This window comes from Pseudovibrio sp. Ad26 (assembly GCF_001623285.1).
In the GTDB taxonomy this organism is placed as follows: Bacteria; Pseudomonadota; Alphaproteobacteria; order Rhizobiales; family Stappiaceae; genus Pseudovibrio; species Pseudovibrio ascidiaceicola.
This window is the reverse complement of record NZ_LMCE01000001.1, coordinates 92866-111343: the sequence shown is the minus strand read 5'-3', so window position 1 is coordinate 111343 and position 18478 is coordinate 92866. Positions and strand designations below refer to the sequence as shown.

The following is an 18478-nucleotide window of genomic DNA, read 5'->3' as shown; positions in this document are numbered from 1 at the left end:
GCAATAGTTGTATATATTTTATGAGTTCTTTGTAATGATAATTCTCAAATAGCCGATATTGACAGGTTGTATTGTTTTGCGTTGCAGCAAATAGTGGATTGGAAGCGTTAGCAGAGGACTTGCTTTCACTCTCATGAGGGAAGGGCGCAACGCAAACTTGGAGGAGAATATCATGAGTTCCGTTGCACGGGTTGTCGAAGCTGGGTCAGAGGGAGGCCCTGAGTTCAAGGACCTATATGAGATTGGTGAGATTCCACCGCTGGGACATGTTCCAAAGAACATGTGGGCGTGGACCATTCGCCAAGAGCGTCATGGTTCCCCTGATACAGCGATGGTCAAAGAAGTGGTGCCAACGTGGGAGTTGGACAGCCATGAAGTGCTCATTCTGGTTATGGCAGCAGGTGTGAACTACAACGGCGTTTGGGCTGCCCTTGGCGAGCCGATTTCCGTTTTTAAGGTTCATAAACAGCCCTATCATATCGCTGGCTCTGACGCCTCAGGTATCGTTTGGGCGGTTGGTTCTAAAGTTACTCGCTGGAAGGTTGGCGACGAAGTTGTCGTACACTGTAACCAGGATGACGGGGATGATGAGGAGTGTAACGGCGGTGATCCGATGTTCTCTAACTCCCAGCGGATCTGGGGTTATGAGACACCTGATGGGTCATTTGCGCAGTTCGCTCGTGTTCAGTCACAGCAGCTGATGGCTCGCCCCAAGCATCTGACTTGGGAAGAGAGCGCTTGCTACACGCTTACTTTGGCGACTGCGTTCCGTATGCTGTTTGGTCATGCGCCGCATGATTTGAAGCCGGGGCAGAACGTTCTGGTTTGGGGGGCTTCTGGTGGCCTTGGCGTGTTTGGGGTTCAGCTGATTGCGGCTGCCGGTGCGAATGCGATTGGTGTTATCTCAGACGAGAGCAAGCGTGAATACGTGATGTCACTTGGGGCGAAGGCCGTTATCAATCGAAAAGACTTCGATTGTTGGGGTCAGCTGCCGAAAGTGAACTCGCCTGAGTATGATAACTGGACCAAGGAAGCGCGTAAGTTCGGTAAGGCAATTTGGAACATTACCGGTAAGGGTAATGACGTTGATATGGTGTTTGAGCACCCTGGTGAAGCAACGTTCCCGGTATCAACACTGGTTGCCAAACGCGGTGGTATGGTTGTGTTTTGTGCGGGTACCTCCGGCTTCAACCTGACCATGGATGCTCGCTACGTATGGATGCGTCAGAAGCGTATTCAGGGCTCGCATTTTGCGCATTTGAAGCAGGCGAGTGAGGCGAATAAGTTCGTGATTGATCGCCGTATCGACCCTTGTATGAGTGAAGTGTTCTCATGGGATCAGATTCCGCAGGCTCATATGAAGATGTGGAAGAACCAACATGCCCCAGGAAACATGGCGGTTTTGGTGTGCGCACCAAAGACTGGTTTGCGCTCACTTGAGGATGTTATTGAGGCTACCGAAAATTAATTAGGCTCACTAAAGGAAGTTGGTGCATTTCTGCGGCCAACTTCCCATTTTCCTTAAGTTTCTCACGCATAATTTTTTATTGAACGGTGATTCAATATTATCAAATGAGCGCAGATTTTCTCTGCGCTTTTCTTTTTGTAATCTACGTGATTATTCGACATTATTTGGCGTAGTTTTTTTATTTCAATTTACTGTGAAATTACCTGAATTTTCCGTGGGGATTACCTGTAAAAGAAAGTTTAAAATAGTTGTTTTGCTTCAGTAAATTTTTTTTCTCTTATTTTGCGTTTTAAATGGTGGTACTAGGGAGTTGTGAAAGTTTTATAACTTCATATTCAGTGTATTCATGAAGTATATCTTTTTATATTTATTTTCCAAAAATATCTTGAGCAGATGTCTAAGTTGACAGAAAATTGAATATATCTATTTTTAACGGTGCAGTTGATGTGCTCAACCTAGTGTGTCCTGCAATTGCTGAGTTTTTGACTTAGCATTACGGCCAGAACGACAAGCTGTCCTTGGCGGCTTTTCTCTCTGACCGAACAAAAAAGTATGTTTTGGTTGTTTGGAGGCATCCGTGTTGAATTTTAAATCTGCTCTCGCTGCGTGCGTAGTTGCATTACCTTTTGCTGTGTCTACGGCAGAAGCTGCAGATCCTGTTTGTGAAATTGACCGTCCTATCGTGTTTGCCGGTCTGGATTGGGACTCCAATGCTTTTCACAATTCTGTAGCTCAGTTCATCGCAGAAAAAGGGTACGGTTGTGAAACGGATGTTATTCCGGGCTCCACTATTCCGCTTCTGAACGGTATGGCACGTGGCGATATTGATGTGACCATGGAAATCTGGCCAGACAACGTGACTGAAGCTCTTGCTGAAGGCAAAGAGAAGAACCAGTTTGTTGATCTTGGTGTGAACTTCCCTGATGCGACCCAGGCTTGGTTTATTCCAAAATACCTGGTTGAAGGTGATGATGCGCCTGCAAAAGGTCTGAAGTCCGTTTCTGACTTGCCAAAATATAAAGACGTGTTTTCTGATCCGGAAGAGCCAGAAAAAGGTCGCTTCTATAACTGTATCGCTGGTTGGGGCTGTGAGGTCATCAACTCCAAGAAGCTCAATGCTTATGGCTTGCTTGATAGCTTTGTGAACTTCCGTCCTGGTACAGGTGCTGCACTGTCTGCTGCGATTGAATCTAACATTCGTCGTAAAAAGCCAATCGTATTTTATTACTGGGGTCCAACCTGGGTCATGGGTAAGGTTGCTGATGATCTGATTCAACTGGAAGAGCCTGCTTACAGCAAAGAAGCTTGGGACAAGCTGTCTGCAGAGACAGATCCATCCAAAGTGACCGAGGCAGTTGCGTATCCTCTGTCTGCGACGCACGTCTTCGTCAACACAGAGTTCCATACTTCTGCGCCTAAACTGGTTGAGTTCCTGACGGCTTATGAAACCACCAGTAATGACGTTTCCAAAGCTCTTGCTTACATGCAGGACACTGGCGGAACCACAGATGATGCTGCTGCTGAGTTCCTGAAAAACAACGAAGAACTCTGGACCGGTTGGGTTCCAGCTGATGTCGCTGAGCGTGTGAAATCTGCTCTGTAATATCAAAGACAGCTGACTGTTTTTGAAAATTAGCGAATGAAAGGTGATCACGGAACTTGTTTCCGTGATCCTTGCTAAGAAGAATAAGAGGATCACATGGCTTTCGACGTGTTTCCCAACTTTGGGAAACCTATCCGGACTTCCACAAACGATCTGGTTGACTTTCTCGTCGTGAATTACGGCGATGGATTTGAGGCCTTTTCCAACTCCATCCTATTTTTGCTTGTGCGGTTAGAGCGGCTTCTCCGAGGCGCCGACCCTATCGTTATTCTGATCTGCATTGGCCTGATTACCTTTGCTGCAAGCCGCCGGTGGGGGCTTAGCCTGGTTATGATGGGGGCCATGTGGTTCATCGGCACATTGGGGCTTTGGGAAAAGTCTATGCAAACAGTGGCGATCTTGCTCGTTGCTGTGCTGATCTCCGTTGTGATTGGCGTGCCGCTTGGCGTTATTTCTGCTCGTTCAAACCGTTTCAGAGCTTTGCTCAATCCGGTATTGGATTTGATGCAGACTATTCCAAGCTTTGTTTATCTTATTCCTGCGGCCATGCTGTTTGGTCTGGGTAAGGTGCCAGCTATTCTGGCGACTGTGATTTATGCTGCACCTCCGCTTATTCGCCTGACGGATCTCGGCATCCGTTATGTGGACGAAGAGGTTGTTGAGGCGAGCCGGGCCTTTGGTGCGACGCGCTGGCAAATCCTTAAGGGGGTTCAAATCCCACTTGCGCTGCCTTCCATCATGCAGGGTATTAACCAGACTATGATGATGGCGTTGGCTATGGTGGTGATTGCGTCCATGATTGGTGCTCGCGGCGTGGGTGAAACCGTTCTGCTTGGGTTGCAGCGTAATGATGCAGGACAAGGTTTGCTCGGCGGCTTAGCGATTGTTGTTCTTGCCGTTGTGTTTGACCGTATCACACAATCAGCCGGACAACGGATGCAGGCGCATCGCAAGGTAACAGGGTGAGGCGCTAACACATGGCATTGATTGAAGTACAAAACATTACCAAGATTTTTGGCAAGACGCCTGATAAGGAACTTGCCAAGGTCAAAAATGGTATGGGCAAGGATCAGCTGCTTGCTGAGACTGACCATACTCTTGGCCTGCATGATGTCTCTCTTAGCATCGAGAAGGGCGAGATCTTCGTGATCATGGGCCTTTCCGGTTCTGGTAAGTCCACGCTTATTCGTCACTTCAACCGCTTGATTGACCCAACAGACGGGCACATTCTGGTTGATGGTGAGGATGTTATGGCTCTTTCCGATAAAGAGCTGGAAGACTTCCGCCGTCATCGTATGTCGATGGTGTTTCAACGCTTTGGCCTGATGCCGCATCGGACAGTGCTGCAAAACGTTGCTTACGGTCTTGAAGTTCAGGGCATTGCAAAAGCAGACCGCGAAACCACTGCTCGTGAGTGGATTGAGACGGTTGGACTTGGTGGTTTTGAGCACCAGTATCCGAGCCAGCTTTCTGGCGGCATGCAGCAGCGTGTTGGTCTTGCCCGTGCGCTTGCAACAGATGCTGACATTCTGCTGATGGATGAAGCGTTTTCTGCACTTGATCCGTTGATCCGCTCTCAGATGCAGGATCAATTGGTGGAGTTGCAGGAGAAGCTGCATAAGACCATCGTTTTTATCACGCATGATCTGGATGAAGCTTTGCGTATTGGTGACAAGATTGCGATCCTTAAGGATGGTGTTCTGTCACAAGTCGGTACACCGCCAGAAATCCTGCTTGAGCCAGCTGATGATTATGTGCGGGCGTTTGTACGCGATGTGAACCGTGCTCGCGTTTTGACCGTTGATACCGTTATGCAGCCACCGGCTGTGCGTATTACCCATGATAACATGGAAAAAGCGTTGGCCGATATGCGTCGTCATGACGAAGATTTCGGTTATGTGGTTGAAGACAAAGAATTCCGCGGCATCGTTACGCAAGAGGGCCTTGCTGAGGAAGTTGCTAAACCAGGTGATAGTCCATCCCTTTATGCTTTTGCTGATGACAGCAATGCAGTGGAACTGGAAAGCACTCTGGAAGAAGCTCTCCCAACAACATTGGAAGCGGATTATCCGGTTCCAGTTGTTTGTGAGGACGGAAGGCTTATGGGCGTATTGAGCCCTGAAGAGATGGGCAGTGTGCTGACACCTCCAGAAGAGCAAACCGATGCTGAAGCTGAAGGTGCTGAGGAAAAGGCTGTGACAGCCAAGCCTCATGCTTTGAAAGAAGCATCCTAGCGTTTCATCTAAGAAGTTTGAAAGGCCGGCTTTGCCCGGCTTTTTTTATTCACTTATACGTGTGCTTTTAGTTTGAGCTTGGTTTGCCTCATTTAGTCGGTAGTGTGTCCATAAGATTCGAAATTTGCCGAAAAGTGATTTTGTATGAAGACGTTTCGTGGTGGGAGTGTTGCTCTGGTTCTTGCTGTTGGACTGATGCTCACTGGTTGTGTCAGCACCGAGGAAACGCCAAGCTACTATCAGAACTTAGAGAGCCATTCTGCGCAGATTGATGCGAGTGTTGTGGCTTCAATGATCTCCAGCTATCGCTCTCAAACAAATTTGCCGGCGGTTACGGTGGATCCAGCTTTGATGCGTGTTGCTCAGGCACAGGCGGATGGAATGGCTCGTGCAGAGGATGTCAATGCCGCGCGCAAAGGCGATCTCAAGCTCGCCGTCCTGATGAAGGGCGCCGGGCAGGGCGATATTCATGCAGTAGGCAACCTCAGTGCTGGTTATCGCCGGTGGGCAGAGGCCTTTTCGGGATGGCGTGACTCGCCGAAGCATAATGCGGTGATGCTGGATGCAAACGGAACGCGCATTGGAATTGCAACAGCTTATGCTCCTCGGTCAAAATATAAGGTTTTCTGGAGCCTTGTCGTGGCTGGACCGCGCTAACCCAGTTTCCTTTTGGGGCTAAAAGAGCGACCAAAGGCCAGTATCTCGTTGTGCGCTGCAGCGATAAACTCTCTTCACTAACGAATTTGGGTTTAGGGGACTTTTGGTGTGCTGCCACCACTGACTTCATACGAGGAATTGCGAGCTGAGTTTCGCTGGAATATTCCTACGCGCTACAACATTTCTCATGATGCTTGTGATCGTTGGGCGGATGTTGAGCCTAAGCGCACGGCTTTGCTGCATGTGTTGTCTTCCGGCGGTGTTGAAGCGTGGAGCTATGGTCAGCTCAAAGGAAACTCCTGCCAGCTTGCAAACTCGCTGCAGTATCTGGGTGTCGCTCCACGTGATCGTGTGGCCTTGCTGCTACCGCAAGCACCTGAAACTGCCATCTCTCATCTTGCAATTTATCGGCTGGGAGCTGTCGCTGTTCCATTAGCTGCTTTGTTCGGCCCAGATGCACTGCGGTATCGGCTGGAGAACGCTGGTGCGAAAGTGGTGATTACCAATCAGGCAGGACTTGAGAAACTTTCTGCACTTCGTGAGCAGCTCCCGCTTCTTGAGCATGTCATTTGTGTCGACGGTGCTGGGGATAGAGCTGTTGGTTTTTGGAACTTGCTTGAACAAGGCTCTGACAGCTTTGAGAGCTATGCGACTAGCCCTGATGATCCAGCTTTGATGATTTACACCTCAGGCACAACAGGACAGCCTAAAGGCGCGCTGCTGGCGCACCGCGTGTTGCTTGGGCATTTGCCGGGTATACAAATGGCACATGAGATGTTGCCGCAGGCTGGAGATGCATTCTGGACACCTGCTGACTGGGCTTGGGCGGGAGGTTTGCTGAATGCATTGCTGCCTTCGCTGAAGTTCGGGGTGCCAGTGGTAACTGCCCGGATCGACAAGTTTGATCCGGAAGGTGCATTTGACTTGATGGCTCGACATGGCGTTCGTAACGCGTTCATTCCGCCTACCGCACTCAAGATGATGCGAAGTGTTGACCATCGTAAGTATTCTGAAAAACTCCAGCTACGTTCTGTTTGCTCAGCGGGAGAAGCATTGGGACGTGAAGCATTTGCTTGGTGTCATGAAGCGCTCGGTGTTGCGCCAAACGAGATGTACGGTCAGACTGAGTGCAATCTCGTGCTGGGGTCTGGGGCGGGGATAGGAGTTTCACGTGCGGGCGCAATTGGTAAAGCTGTGCCGGGACATGATGTTGCTGTTATCCGTCCAGATGGATCTGTTTGCGAACCAGAAGAGCAAGGCGAGATTGCAGTTCGGCGCGGTACGCCTGTTATGTTCCTGGGGTATTGGCGAAAGCCTGAGGCAGATCAGAGCAAATTCCTTGGTGATTGGATGCTGACAGGCGACCAAGGTGTTGTTGATATGGATGCATATGTCCACTTCGTCGGCCGTAATGATGATGTCATTACTTCAGCTGGTTATCGCATTGGGCCGACTGAGATTGAGGATTGCTTGATCAAACATGAGGCGGTTGGACTGGCTGCTGTGGTCGGTAAGCCAGATCCGATACGGACGGAGATTGTGAAGGCTTATGTTGTTCTGAAAGATGGTTTTGAACCAAGTGAAGGCTTGGTTGATGACATTCGCCAATATGTGCGGGTGGGGCTTTCTGCTCATGAATATCCGCGGGAGATTGAGTTTGTCTCTGAGATGCCTTTGACGACCAGCGGAAAGGTTATTCGCCGGATTTTACGGAATAGAGCGCAGGAAGAGGCAGAACTGGTTGAAGGCTAAGCTTCTATTTTCGACCAAGCAGTTTCTTAATTTTGCCCTTTAACGCCAACTTTGCACGAGCTCCTGCTTGCGCCTCCCACATTGCAAAGCGCGCTATTGGGCCTTTGCCAATAAAAAGCTTGGCATATGTAAACCTTGAGGTCCAGGCCTTGTTTGCCATCTGATTATCCGGTGTGGAGAGGGAGTCGGCCCCTGAGAACTCGGGATCTTCGAGAAGTTTTTGAGTACTGAAATAGATGAGCAGTTGTCCCGGTGAGAACTTTGCGAAGCTCTCATCGAAGGTTGTTTTCCAGCCAAATATGCGGCCTTGCTCACGCAGTAGGATGTTGGTCGCAATCAGCTTATCGTCGAGTCGCAACTGACCAACACGAATGTTATCTGCTTCGCCTGACTTTGAGACTAGCTCATGTGTGAAGGCGGCGTCTGGCGCTCTGGAAAGGAGCGCGGTGCCTTGCTTGCCTTTCCAGCCAGCTGCCTCGAGCTTTAGGAAATCTTCGAGTCCTGCTTGAATGTCATCTGAGGTTTCCAGCATACTAAAGGAAAGCGACCCTTCCTTCTCTAGCCGGCGCTGGTTTTTAAAGGCACCTTTCCATGAGGATCGCTTTTTAAGGGCGTCAAAGTTGGCATGACCTTCATTGCCAGATAGTTGGAAGGCGCGATCTTCTTTTGGGGAAACTTGATAGTCCCATCCGTGCACCTTAAGTGTGCTCTCCAGATATTTATAGACGGGGCCGTCGGTTCCATGGAAGGGGAGGATTAGTGTTTTAGTCCAGCTCAAGTTGCAGGCAGTTTCCAGCAGTTTGCTGAGTGCCGCTGGCGTCGCTTCCTCAGAAAGCAGCAGGGTGCCGAGTGGCCCATAATCACCAGCTAATGTGCTTGGTAGTTTGAAGAGGAGGCCACGTCTTACCATTACGACGGGCATAGCTGCGAGAGCACTTGTTCCGGAAGGATCAAGTGCCAGTAACAGTTTGATTGAACCATTTGCTTTGTGTGCGTTGAATGCACTTACGAAACTGCTGGAGAAGAACGGGTTGGGCTCCAGTGCATGCTGAGAGAGTTGCTGCCACAGGTGCTCAGCTGCCTTATCTTTGCCGGGTGTCAGCAGCTTTATCGTGGTGCTATCCTGCTTCATTGACTGGAGTTTCCCGTCTCTTCAATGGCAAAATGAATGTGTGCAATCGAAGGCGTTTGTAGGCAACGCGGTAAAGAATGCATGCTTCAAAAAATATGACCAATGTGGTCGCCAGAGCGGCTCCATACAGGCCCAGTGTTGGAATAAGTGCTGTGTTGAGAATAAGGTTCACCACAAAGACACTGGCATAGATCTTGGCGCAGGTGTTTTGATGTCCAGAGAGGCTGAGCAATGCGTCAACCGGGCCAACGGATGCGCGTGCCAATACACCAACGACAAGGATGTAGAGGATTGGTGTGCCGTGAGCAAAGTCCTCTCCAAACAACGAGAGCAGGAATGGTCCAACTGCCATAACAAAACCGGCCATGAGCAGTGTTGGCCAGAAGGTCATTTTAGCAGCGCTGGCTACAAAATCCTTGAGCCCATCGCTGTCTCCAGAATGATAGAGGCGGGCCATCCGCGGTGCGCTTGCGGCGCGTACCGCGTAATAAACAAAATGCATCAGTGCGAGGGTGCGTGATGCTGCGAAATAAATTCCGACTTGATCTGGCGGGAGCCAAAGGCCGATTAAGATGACATCAGAGCTGGTGATGAGCTGGAAGAAACCATCAACTGCCAACATGGGAACCGATACAAGCAGCCATGACTTTATTTGCAGTTTACGTGGAGCAGCGTGGCGGACTTTGTTCAGCGAGACTTCCATCATGATTGTCTGAAAGAAGGTGATCGTCCAGACGGCTGCGATGGTGACGATGCAAGCTGTGACGGCTGTTGGCGGATAGCCCAGCATCAGCGCAATCAACATGAATGCGAGCACTAGAAGAGGGCGGCCTATAAAATCTGGCAGCATTGCTTTGAGCTGCCAGTCTTGCGCACGGGCAATGCCTTCCAGCATGCCCGTGTAGGTGTGCATGGGCAGGCAGATTGCGATGAGATAAATCGGCAGGATGTATGCATTGCCAATGAAATCAGAGAAAGTCCAGGCAATGGCTACACCGATTACTGCAATTGTTGTTGAGCTAAGCAATACAAGGAAACGGGCGCTGAAGAGCAAGCCATTGAGGAGCTCATATTGCTTCTTCTCCAGATACTCTGGAATGAAACGCAGAAGGGAAACGGAAAACCCAAGCCCTGAGAAAACGCTCAGTATGATGATGACCGTCCAGACAACAATGAAGATGCCGTATTCAGAGGCGCCCATCCAGCGGGCTAAAAAGACCTGCATGATGTAGGCGAGTGCCGCGCTTCCGATGCGTACTGCAAAAACAATTAGCGCAGAGCGCTGCGCTCCTCCAGCTTCGCCTTTGTTGAAGAGAATACTGAATAGTTTTTCCAAAATCGGCAGCAGTTTTGCATGGGTGCTGTAGGGCAAAAGCACTGCTGACCATTTGAGGAGGAGTTCTTGCACGCGATACGCCTTAATTATTTCTGGTCAATTATTACTAGTATGAAAATTAACATTTTCGGAATGCTGTTCTGTGGTGTTGTCGTGTTGATTGGTCCCTGAGTTAAAACAGAGGCTTAGCTGGATCTTGAAGTTTTTGAAATTCTTGTTTTGATACTCTCGCAGTTTTTGATGCTTGACTCCCGTGCGATTTGACGGAATCAATATAAGAACATATAGAGAACAAAATGAAATTTATCGAGAGTGATATGAACGCGAAAACATCGCAAATTGCAGAGCTGCGCGACCGCCTCGCAGTGCTAGAGGGACGCCTCCCTTCAGCCGTGCAGCTTGCGCCGGTCCCTGCATCCGCCCAAACTGAGCAGGGACCGGCTCCTCTTGGTGAGGTGCTGACTGTCTTAGTCTGTAAAATGGCTAAGACAATCACACTGGAAGGGTATTCAAGTGGCTTATGATGAGGAACTTAGTGATCGGCTTCGTGAGGAGTTGGAAGGCATTATGGGGATTTCGGAGAAGCGGATGATGGGTGGCCTGTGCTTTTTTCTGGATGGGAACATGCTGGCCGGAGCGCACCGTATTAAGAGTGAGGAGGCACGCTTTATGTTTCGGGTTGGAAAAGTCAATGAGGCTGAAGCGCTCGGTCGAGATGGTGCCGAGATTGTTGAGCTTGGTGGGCGCCGTATGGGGGGATTGGTGTTTGTAGCTGCTGAGATGTGTGATCAGGCGGCGCTTCGAGAATGGATTTCGCTCAGTATGAGTTTTGTCGCTGGACTGCCAGCCAAACAATTGAAAGGAAAAAGCTGACGCGGGTTGCTCTTAATCTGATCGCATTTAATGTCAGCGCCTTCATATGAGCATTACTGCTTTATCGTTTGCTATTCTTATAGACGTGGATCTTTGCAGATTTGAGCGTCGCCCTTTAGTACTTTTTTTATTTCGTTGAAGGCTCGTTTCATGGTTGTGCCCTTGACCCAGCCGACGACCAGTAACCGTAACCCGGGATTCTTAGGGTGTTTGCCAGCGATGACTTTAACTGCCCAGTATCGCCGTCCTCCAAAGCCTGGTTCAACGAGTTTGTAGGCACGGAACTGCAAGTATTGTATTTCTGAAAGATCTTTCTTAGAGAAATTTTGTAATATTGTTGTGCAATCTTGGTTGGGTTTGCTAATTAATACTAAAGATCCATCATTTAGGTGAAGCTCTTTAGTAGACTCATAAATTTCACAACCAGATCCTACAGTATTAGGTGTGTTCTGTATTAGTGATCGCCACTTCATAAACTCCATTCTGTTTGCGTGAACTACGTTCATTTAGTTATTTCCTAGTCGATACTCATATTTGTGTGACATACACATATGTGTAGATACTTTGAAATAGTTTTTTTTCTAATTTTAATAAGTTTGAATGTAACGAGACTTGTCTGAACCTTGTCGGTATTTGACTAAACCGTTATGCAAAGGGCCTTTTCCCTGCGGAATACGGCTATTAATGAAGCAACCTAAAGGTGTGGGAAACTCGTGCTGGTGTACTGGGAACGTCGCGGAAATATAGGGAAACGACGTTTTTATTTGTTGGCATCTTATGCTGCCAACTGTTGTAAAATATCTTGGTAAGCCTCAGTTTAGGTTCAGTCATTGGTATAATGAGCTGAAGGAAGGCTTGTGCGCGTCTGAAGATGAGCGGTCCGAGACCGCTGTTTTCAGACTTTGGCAGAGAAATTTGCAGACTTGGGTGGGTATTGGAGTTGGCTTGCAGGGCTGAGCTTGCGCCCTTGTTTGCATCGTGGATATGGTCGCTGCCGATGGAGGCGCAGAGAAGTTGACAGTGGCTCTTATCGCGAGCCCGTTTTTATGATCGGCCTTTTCTGGATTAGGCTGTAAGGTTCAGAGGCGGGCGCCTTCTTCCATTGGTTCAACGTAATACCAACGGCCTTTACGTTTTTTGAAGAGGCTCAGTTCTCTCTGTTCTCCGATTTGGCTATGCGCAAGGTATTTGGCGCAAAAGAGGACGCTGCCTTTTGCATCGCCTAGCTGCCCCTTATCAGTGTCCAGAATCTCGAGCCCTATCCATTGAGTTTGAGCAGCATATTCTGCGACCTCAATTGAGTTGAAAGTTTTTTGGTAGCGCGGCCACAATGTGTCTTTCAGGTAATCAATGCTTTTTGTGGCATAAGCGCTGTAACGTGAGCGCATGAGCTGCTCTGCAGTTTCGGGTAGAGCCTTGCCTTCCAGAAAAGGCTGGCAACAGATTTCAAAGTCTTTTCCTGACTTGCAAGGGCAAGGTGTTGTCATCGAATACCATCCTATAGAGCTTGGAAGGCAGCTAAACGACAATTTTGAAGTCAGGTCAAGAAGGGCAAACAAGCTCCTCCAAGAGTGATTAAAGTTCGCCTTACTGGTTCAACGCTCCAACAGCGTCTTTTGCATAAGCTTGCAACAGCAAGCCCTGTATACGGTAGGATGGCAATGCAAAGAGGACGCATTCTGATTGTTGGGGCAGGGCCCAGTGGGCTGACTGCCGCAATTGAGCTGAAGCGGCGCGGCTTTACGCCTCGTATCATTGATAAGAACTTGCGCCCTCACGCTCAATCTCGTGCCCTTGCCATTAATCCTCGAACTCTCCAAGTCCTGCGGCCATCTGGTGTGACAGACAAATTGCTGCAAAAGGGATGGCGGATGAACTATGTCCACTTTCGTGGGCCAAGTGATGAGCTTTTGGAAGTTGATCTCTCAGATTTAGATGGGCCATTTAATTTTATGCTGGCCCTGCCGCAATATGAGACTGAAACTGTTCTTGAACGACATCTGACAGAGCTGGGAATACCTGTCGAGCGGGAGTGTGAACTAGTCAAGCTGGAGCAGAAGGATGAGGTCGTCACTGCAGTTATACAAACCAGTAGCGGTGACGAGGAGGTACTTCACCCACCCATGGTGATTGGGGCAGATGGTGCATACTCAATTGTGCGTTCGCAAATGGGGTTCACCTTTTCAGGCAGTTCGTATCCGCAAGATTGGGGGCTGGCAGATGTGGAGTTGGAACCGACGCTGACGATGGATGGGCCGACGATGTTTGACAGGTCACCAAATATCTTCGGTGTCATTCCCTTTTCTGCGACACGGGCGCGCATTGTTGCCGATCACTCTGATCCACTTGAGACTATGCCGCCGATTTTGAAAGTTATCAAAGTCAATTGGAAGTCTTCTTTCCGGATCTCTCACCGATTGGCCAATCTCTATCAGAAAGGGCGGGTCTTTCTGGTGGGAGATGCTGCGCATGTGCACTCTCCCTTTGGAGGCAGAGGGATGAACTTAGGGATTGAGGATGCTGCGTGGCTGGCGTGGCAAGTTTCTACCGGGCATACGCATCAATATATGTTGGATCGACGACCTGTTGCCGCGGAGGTTTTGAAGACGGTTGATACCGGCACACGGTTTTTGGCGTCAAACAACACAGCGATCCGTCTGTTCAGGCAAAAGTTTCTACCGGTGTTGGGACGCACAGATTATTTCCAGGCCCGGTTCATGAATATAATGTCTGCTGAGAACACACCATTTCCTCCTTGGCTTGAAGAGGAATAATTTGCTTAAGGCTTTGAAAGGGATGGAGAAGTGCAGATAACAAAAAACCGCCTTGCGGCGGTTGTTTTGTTTTTTTTTGGAGCGGGCGAGGCGATTCGAACGCCCGACCCTAACCTTGGCAAGGTTATGCTCTACCCCTGAGCTACGCCCGCATATCCAAAAAATTCCAACTTCGCGAAAACTCAGTTTCTTAGAGAAACTGGAGCGGGCGATGAGATTCGAACTCACGACCCTAACCTTGGCAAGGTTATGCTCTACCCCTGAGCTACGCCCGCATCTGTTTCGCTAGAGCCGTTTGTTGTGGCCCCGTCGGTGAGGTGGGAGCTATATGACAAAAGCTCGGGGTGAATGCAACAAGGAATTTGAAATTCATTGTGGGGTTTCTCAGAGCTTGTGGATGTGGAGGTCGTGAAGTGCCTCATAAAAAATATTATATAACAACAAGATAGATAGTTTTTTAGAGTTGTTTGATCGTTGTGGAAATAATTGCACTCGAGTAAAATAACCTATGTGATTTCGTCCGAGGTCGTGGATGGGCTGCATGAAAAAGAAACAGGTTCCCTCATATATCTCAATAAGATCAGGAATTTTTTTAGTCACATTCAGAATGAGCATTAGCGAGCGTGGCTAAGAACAACATCCAGACGTCGTCAGGATCACGATTTGTAATTGGGGGCAGTATGTCGCAGCCGTGTATTAGTATATTCTAAGATAACGTTTTGAGGGTGAAGTACATGCCCTTGAGAAACGTAAGTTGCACGCGGTCAAAGCTCTCAATTTTTTGTCTATATTAGAGTTATTCTAAGTGTAGGGAGGGGCGCTTCGTGTATGTCTTGTGATTATAATTCTCGATATTTGTAGTATTAATAAGTATTGGTGGAATTCATATTTCAAGTATTTTTTGTATATCTCAATATATTCGATGATGGCTTTGCATTTTAAGCTGATGAAATTTTTGATATTACCATAGTAAATGTCAAGCGGTTGCATCAATGTGCTTTTGTTTGTAGTGATTCTAAACTCAGTTATCTCGTGATGATGGAGGAATTCATGCGAGCAATAATTAAGACATTGATTGGCGCATCTGTTTTCGGCATGGCTGCTCAGGGAGGGGCTTTTGCTCAGTCTGAGTTGCTGGAAGAGGCGCGCTCTTACTTCAAGCCGATCCCGCACGCTGTACCTAGTGTTAAAGGCAACACGATTACCCGCGAAAAAATTGATCTCGGGCGTCAGCTCTTCTTTGATCCGCGATTATCGCTTTCGGGATTGTTGTCGTGCAACAGCTGCCACAACCTTGGCATGGGTGGGGATGATAATCTGGAGACATCCATTGGCCATGGATGGCAAAAGGGGCCTCGTAATGCACCGACTGTATTGAATGCCGTATTCAACCTTGCCCAGTTTTGGGATGGTCGTGCTGAAGACCTGAAAGAGCAGGCTAAAGGCCCAGTGCAAGCTGGTGTTGAAATGGCGAGTACGCCTGAGCGGGTTGAAGCTGTTCTGAACAGTATGCCTGGATATACCGAGCAGTTTTCAAGAGCATTCCCAGGTGAGGAGTTACCAGCGAACTTCGACAATATGGCGAAGGCAATTGAAGCGTATGAGGCTACTTTGATTACGCCTGCTTCCAAGTTTGATCTGTTTCTTGAGGGTAATGAAAACGCTCTCAATGCACAGGAAAAGCAGGGGCTGCAGGTGTTTATGGACACCGGGTGTGCGGCTTGTCATGGCGGTGTGAACATTGGTGGTGAAGGCTACTATCCATTCGGTGTGGTTGAAAAACCGGGTGCAGATGTTCTTCCAGTCAACGACAAAGGTCGCTTTGCTGTCACTCAAACTGCCGAGGAAGAATACGTTTTCCGTGCTTCTCCGCTGCGCAACATCGATCTGACAGCGCCTTACTTCCATTCCGGCAAGGTTTGGGATTTGAAGCAGGCAGTTGCTATTATGGCCAGCTCTCAGCTTGGTGCTGAACTGAGTGAAGAAGATATTGATGCAATTACTATTTTCCTGAAGACCCTTACAGGAGAGCAGCCGAGCGTTGAATATCCGATTCTGCCAGTTCGAACAGATTCAACACCACTCCCTGATCCGTCAGTCATGACGGCTCACTAAGCAAACTATTCGCCCCCGGTTTGCTAGAGGCAGGCGGTTCTTATGGACCGCTTGCCTTTTTCTATAGGTGGCTTAAAACGGTGCAGCATTTATGTGGCAAACACTTGGTTTGTCTCAGAGACTTGGGAGAGGTCGTTCTACATGCCAGCAAGCCGTTCGCAACTGATATCTTTTTTGGAAGACTTGAACATACCGGTTTCTACAATTGATCATGAACCGGTTTTTACGGTTGCTGAATCGGCTGATCTGCATGACCGCATTCCAGGCGGGCACACTAAGAATCTCTTCCTTAAAGACAAAAAGGGAAATCTCTTTTTGGTCGTGGCCCTTCATGATGCTACGATAGATCTGAAGAAAATTTCGAGCATTATTGGCGCATCTGGTCGTGTTTCATTTGGCAAGGCTGATCTGCTTGAAGAGGTGCTGGGTGTTACTCCAGGATCTGTCACGCCATTCTCTTTGATTAATGATCGGGGAGCGCAACGTGTATCCGTGGTGTTTGATGCAGATATGATGGAGCAGGAAGTTTTGAACTTTCACCCGTTACTAAATAATGCTTCCACGGCGATTTCAGCGGAAGGTCTGATGGTGTTTGCCAAGGCATGTGGGCATGATGCCAAAGTGCTTGCGGTTTCTGCTGAGGCGCAGAAAGTCACTGAAGATCTATAAAAACTGGGTGATCGCCAATTGTAATTGGCCTCATCTAAGACCATTTTAGGCAGCAGTTAGAGATTTTGATATGCGGAGCGCTGATATGAGCAGCTCCCAATTCAGTAAAGGGTCAAAATAATGAGTGGATCCGGTTATTCCGTAGGTGGCAGCTTTGGTGGCTCCCTTGGCGGTGGATATGGCGGCGGTTACCAGACCAACACACAGGCTGGTGCGGCATCTCCATCCGCTGCTCCAGCAGTTAATGCGGCTGACTTGATTGTTGATACGACCACTCAGACCTTTGTGCAGGACGTTATTGAGGGCTCCCGCAATCAGGTGGTTCTTGTTGACTTCTGGGCGCCATGGTGTGGTCCTTGTAAGCAGCTTACGCCGACGCTTGAAAAAGTCGTCAAGGAAGCGAATGGTGCTCTCAAGCTGGTGAAGATGAACATCGAAGATTACCCGGAAGTTGCGGGTCAGATGGGTGTTCAGTCGATCCCGGCAGTGTTTGCGTTTAAAGGTGGTCAGCCTGTTGACGGGTTTATGGGTGCGCAGACCGAAGGTGAAATTAAAAAGTTTCTCGATCGGATTGGCGTAAACATTGGTCCAAGTGATCTGGAAGTGATGCTTGAGAAGGCTGATGAGCTTCGTGACGCAGAAGGGTATCCAGAAGCTGCGCAGCTTTACGGTAGCGCGCTTTCTATCGACGCTGGTAACGTGCAGGCGTTGTGTGGGCTTGCTATGTGCTATCTGGCGCTTGGTGAGAAAGACCATGCAAAACAGATGCTCGATATGATCCCGGAAGATGAGCAGGGCTCCCAGCATTTTGCCGCCGCTAAGGCCGCGCTTGAGCTCGCCGAGCAATCTGAGGGGCTTGATGACCTTGCAGAGTTGCGTGAGCGTGTAGAAGCGAATGCAGATGATCATCAGGCTCGTTTTGACCTTGCGCTCGCTTTGGGCGGTAAAGGGGACAAGACTGGTGCTGTTGATGAGCTGATTGAGATTATTCGCCGTGACCGTGAGTGGAATGAAGATGGCGCGCGCAAGCAGTTGCTGCAGTTTTTTGAAGCCTGGGGCTTTAAAGATGCGGGTTCTGCTTATGGTCGCCGTAAACTCTCCTCAATTTTATTCTCGTAATCTAGGCCTAATGATAAGAGCGGAGAGCACTTAAGTGGCCTCGATGACTGTTGGAAATGCGACCTATGCAGGTCTGGATGACCTGCCGCAGGTTGTGCCGTTGTTTGTTTTGCCGGGAGCTATCTTGCTCCCGCGCTCCCATATGCCTCTCAATGTATTTGAGCCGCGCTATACGTCGATGATCGACAGTGCTTTGCGTACTGATCGCATGATTGGGGTAATTCAGCCGCAGTTTGAAACAAGTGATGAAGAATTGGCCGGTAGGCCAAAGCTCTGCACTGTTGGCTGCATGGGGCGCATTACAGGGTTTCAGGAAAGTGGCGATGGCCGCTATCTGATCACGTTGTCTGGCGTCTCCCGCTTTGAGCTTCGTGGCGAGCTGGAAGAGCGTGCCCCATTCCGTCGTGGTCATGTTGATGCGACCCGCTTTGCTGGTGATTTGACGACCGGCATCGGGGAAGATGATGTTGATCGAGATCTGTTGCTTTCCACGCTCAAAGAATATTTGAGTGTGAATGACCTTGAAGCGGACTGGGATAGCGTCAATTCTGCCTCGACCGAGGTTTTGGTCAATGCATTGTGCATGATGAGTCCTTATGGACCGAAAGAGAAGCAGGCTCTGTTGGAAACGGAGAATCTGAAAGTGCGTGCGGATACGCTCATTGCGCTGGCTGAAGTTGAGCTGGCACGTGGCAATGGTGGTACTGGCAGCACGCTTCAGTAATGCAGGTAACGACAAAAGATGA

General features: G+C 49.0%; 17 protein-coding genes and 2 tRNA genes. 13 read left to right on the top strand and 6 right to left on the bottom strand.

The annotated features are described in order from the left end of the window. Window positions 1–172 precede the first annotated feature (172 nt). The 6 genes from ccrA to PsAD26_RS00540 all read left to right on the top strand — a co-directional run bounded on the left by ccrA (window position 173) and on the right by PsAD26_RS00540 (window position 7714). Entirely contained in the window at window positions 173–1468 is a 1296-nt protein-coding gene (gene ccrA / locus PsAD26_RS00565; protein ID WP_063308888.1) for a crotonyl-CoA carboxylase/reductase, read from the top strand. Between the two features lie 577 nt (window positions 1469–2045). Beyond that, window positions 2046–3071, top strand: a complete 1026-nt coding sequence (locus PsAD26_RS00560; RefSeq protein WP_063308852.1) for an ABC transporter substrate-binding protein — start codon at window positions 2046–2048, stop codon at window positions 3069–3071. A gap of 96 nt (window positions 3072–3167) precedes the next feature. Continuing rightward, window positions 3168–4037, top strand: coding sequence for a proline/glycine betaine ABC transporter permease (locus PsAD26_RS00555; RefSeq protein WP_153041429.1), 870 nt, complete (start codon window positions 3168–3170; stop codon window positions 4035–4037). Between the two features lie 11 nt (window positions 4038–4048). Further along, the gene (locus tag PsAD26_RS00550; protein ID WP_063308851.1) at window positions 4049–5305 is read left to right on the top strand and encodes a glycine betaine/L-proline ABC transporter ATP-binding protein; all 1257 of its coding nucleotides are present in this window, start codon (window positions 4049–4051) and stop codon (window positions 5303–5305) included. Between the two features lie 144 nt (window positions 5306–5449). Beyond that, a complete protein-coding gene (locus tag PsAD26_RS00545; protein ID WP_063308850.1) occupies window positions 5450–5962 on the top strand; it encodes a CAP domain-containing protein in 513 nt (170 codons plus the stop codon). A 108-nt stretch (window positions 5963–6070) separates the two neighbouring features. Beyond that, a complete protein-coding gene (locus PsAD26_RS00540) occupies window positions 6071–7714 on the top strand; it encodes an AMP-binding protein (protein WP_063308849.1) in 1644 nt (547 codons plus the stop codon). Between the two features lie 4 nt (window positions 7715–7718). Here the strand turns inward: PsAD26_RS00540 and PsAD26_RS00535 are convergent, their stop codons facing one another. After that, on the bottom strand, window positions 7719–8846 hold the full coding sequence (locus PsAD26_RS00535) for a GNAT family N-acetyltransferase (RefSeq protein ID WP_063308848.1): 1128 nt from the start codon (window positions 8844–8846) through the stop codon (window positions 7719–7721). Continuing rightward, window positions 8833–10254 (bottom strand): lipopolysaccharide biosynthesis protein, encoded by a 1422-nt coding sequence (locus tag PsAD26_RS00530; RefSeq protein WP_063308847.1) that lies wholly within the window; start codon window positions 10252–10254, stop codon window positions 8833–8835. The genes PsAD26_RS00535 and PsAD26_RS00530 overlap by 14 nt, the downstream gene beginning before the upstream one ends. Window positions 10255–10478: 224 nt before the next feature. Between PsAD26_RS00530 and PsAD26_RS00525 the strand changes: the two genes are divergently transcribed. Further along, on the top strand, window positions 10479–10706 hold the full coding sequence (locus tag PsAD26_RS00525; protein ID WP_063308846.1) for a hypothetical protein: 228 nt from the start codon (window positions 10479–10481) through the stop codon (window positions 10704–10706). Continuing rightward, window positions 10696–11055 (top strand): TfoX/Sxy family protein, encoded by a 360-nt coding sequence (locus PsAD26_RS00520; protein ID WP_063308845.1) that lies wholly within the window; start codon window positions 10696–10698, stop codon window positions 11053–11055. Before PsAD26_RS00525 ends, PsAD26_RS00520 begins: the two co-directional genes overlap by 11 nt. A gap of 77 nt (window positions 11056–11132) precedes the next feature. On the opposite strand, the gene PsAD26_RS00515 is transcribed toward PsAD26_RS00520, so the two are convergent. Together PsAD26_RS00515 and PsAD26_RS00505 are read right to left on the bottom strand one after the other, a co-directional pair. Next, window positions 11133–11561 (bottom strand): hypothetical protein, encoded by a 429-nt coding sequence (locus PsAD26_RS00515; protein ID WP_063308844.1) that lies wholly within the window; start codon window positions 11559–11561, stop codon window positions 11133–11135. Between the two features lie 573 nt (window positions 11562–12134). Continuing rightward, on the bottom strand, window positions 12135–12542 hold the full coding sequence (locus tag PsAD26_RS00505; protein WP_063308842.1) for a YchJ family metal-binding protein: 408 nt from the start codon (window positions 12540–12542) through the stop codon (window positions 12135–12137). A gap of 174 nt (window positions 12543–12716) precedes the next feature. Between PsAD26_RS00505 and PsAD26_RS00500 the strand changes: the two genes are divergently transcribed. Continuing rightward, a complete protein-coding gene (locus PsAD26_RS00500) occupies window positions 12717–13829 on the top strand; it encodes an NAD(P)/FAD-dependent oxidoreductase (protein ID WP_063308886.1) in 1113 nt (370 codons plus the stop codon). Between the two features lie 77 nt (window positions 13830–13906). On the opposite strand, the gene PsAD26_RS00495 is transcribed toward PsAD26_RS00500, so the two are convergent. Then, window positions 13907–13981 (bottom strand) — tRNA-Gly (locus tag PsAD26_RS00495). Window positions 13982–14029: 48 nt separating this feature from the next. Further along, a tRNA-Gly gene (locus PsAD26_RS00490) sits at window positions 14030–14104 on the bottom strand. 820 nt (window positions 14105–14924) lie between these two features. Between PsAD26_RS00490 and PsAD26_RS00485 the strand changes: the two genes are divergently transcribed. From PsAD26_RS00485 to PsAD26_RS00470, 4 genes are all read left to right on the top strand, one after another. Next, entirely contained in the window at window positions 14925–15944 is a 1020-nt protein-coding gene (locus PsAD26_RS00485) for a cytochrome-c peroxidase (protein WP_208860047.1), read from the top strand. Between the two features lie 141 nt (window positions 15945–16085). Beyond that, window positions 16086–16613: a prolyl-tRNA synthetase associated domain-containing protein gene (locus tag PsAD26_RS00480; protein WP_063308840.1), complete on the top strand. Its 528-nt coding sequence runs from the start codon at window positions 16086–16088 to the stop codon at window positions 16611–16613. Between the two features lie 120 nt (window positions 16614–16733). Continuing rightward, entirely contained in the window at window positions 16734–17732 is a 999-nt protein-coding gene (gene trxA, locus PsAD26_RS00475) for a thioredoxin (RefSeq protein ID WP_063308839.1), read from the top strand. A gap of 43 nt (window positions 17733–17775) precedes the next feature. After that, the gene (locus PsAD26_RS00470; RefSeq protein ID WP_063308838.1) at window positions 17776–18456 is read left to right on the top strand and encodes an LON peptidase substrate-binding domain-containing protein; all 681 of its coding nucleotides are present in this window, start codon (window positions 17776–17778) and stop codon (window positions 18454–18456) included. Window positions 18457–18478: the final 22 nt, after the last annotated feature.

What these genes read in the sequence shown, in the direction of transcription:
- ccrA (WP_063308888.1), top strand. Translation starts at nt 173, where the DNA reads ATGAGTTCCGTTGCACGGGTTGTCGAAGCTGGGTCAGAGGGAGGCCCT.
- PsAD26_RS00555 (WP_153041429.1), top strand. Translation starts at nt 3,168, where the DNA reads ATGGCTTTCGACGTGTTTCCCAACTTTGGGAAACCTATCCGGACTTCC.
- PsAD26_RS00550 (WP_063308851.1), top strand. Translation starts at nt 4,049, where the DNA reads ATGGCATTGATTGAAGTACAAAACATTACCAAGATTTTTGGCAAGACG.
- PsAD26_RS00545 (WP_063308850.1), top strand. Translation starts at nt 5,450, where the DNA reads ATGAAGACGTTTCGTGGTGGGAGTGTTGCTCTGGTTCTTGCTGTTGGA.
- PsAD26_RS00535 (WP_063308848.1), bottom strand. Translation starts at nt 8,846, where the DNA reads ATGAAGCAGGATAGCACCACGATAAAGCTGCTGACACCCGGCAAAGAT.
- PsAD26_RS00525 (WP_063308846.1), top strand. Translation starts at nt 10,479, where the DNA reads ATGAAATTTATCGAGAGTGATATGAACGCGAAAACATCGCAAATTGCA.
- PsAD26_RS00515 (WP_063308844.1), bottom strand. Translation starts at nt 11,561, where the DNA reads ATGAACGTAGTTCACGCAAACAGAATGGAGTTTATGAAGTGGCGATCA.
- PsAD26_RS00505 (WP_063308842.1), bottom strand. Translation starts at nt 12,542, where the DNA reads ATGACAACACCTTGCCCTTGCAAGTCAGGAAAAGACTTTGAAATCTGT.
- PsAD26_RS00500 (WP_063308886.1), top strand. Translation starts at nt 12,717, where the DNA reads ATGCAAAGAGGACGCATTCTGATTGTTGGGGCAGGGCCCAGTGGGCTG.
- PsAD26_RS00485 (WP_208860047.1), top strand. Translation starts at nt 14,925, where the DNA reads ATGGCTGCTCAGGGAGGGGCTTTTGCTCAGTCTGAGTTGCTGGAAGAG.
- PsAD26_RS00480 (WP_063308840.1), top strand. Translation starts at nt 16,086, where the DNA reads ATGCCAGCAAGCCGTTCGCAACTGATATCTTTTTTGGAAGACTTGAAC.
- trxA (WP_063308839.1), top strand. Translation starts at nt 16,734, where the DNA reads ATGAGTGGATCCGGTTATTCCGTAGGTGGCAGCTTTGGTGGCTCCCTT.
- PsAD26_RS00470 (WP_063308838.1), top strand. Translation starts at nt 17,776, where the DNA reads ATGACTGTTGGAAATGCGACCTATGCAGGTCTGGATGACCTGCCGCAG.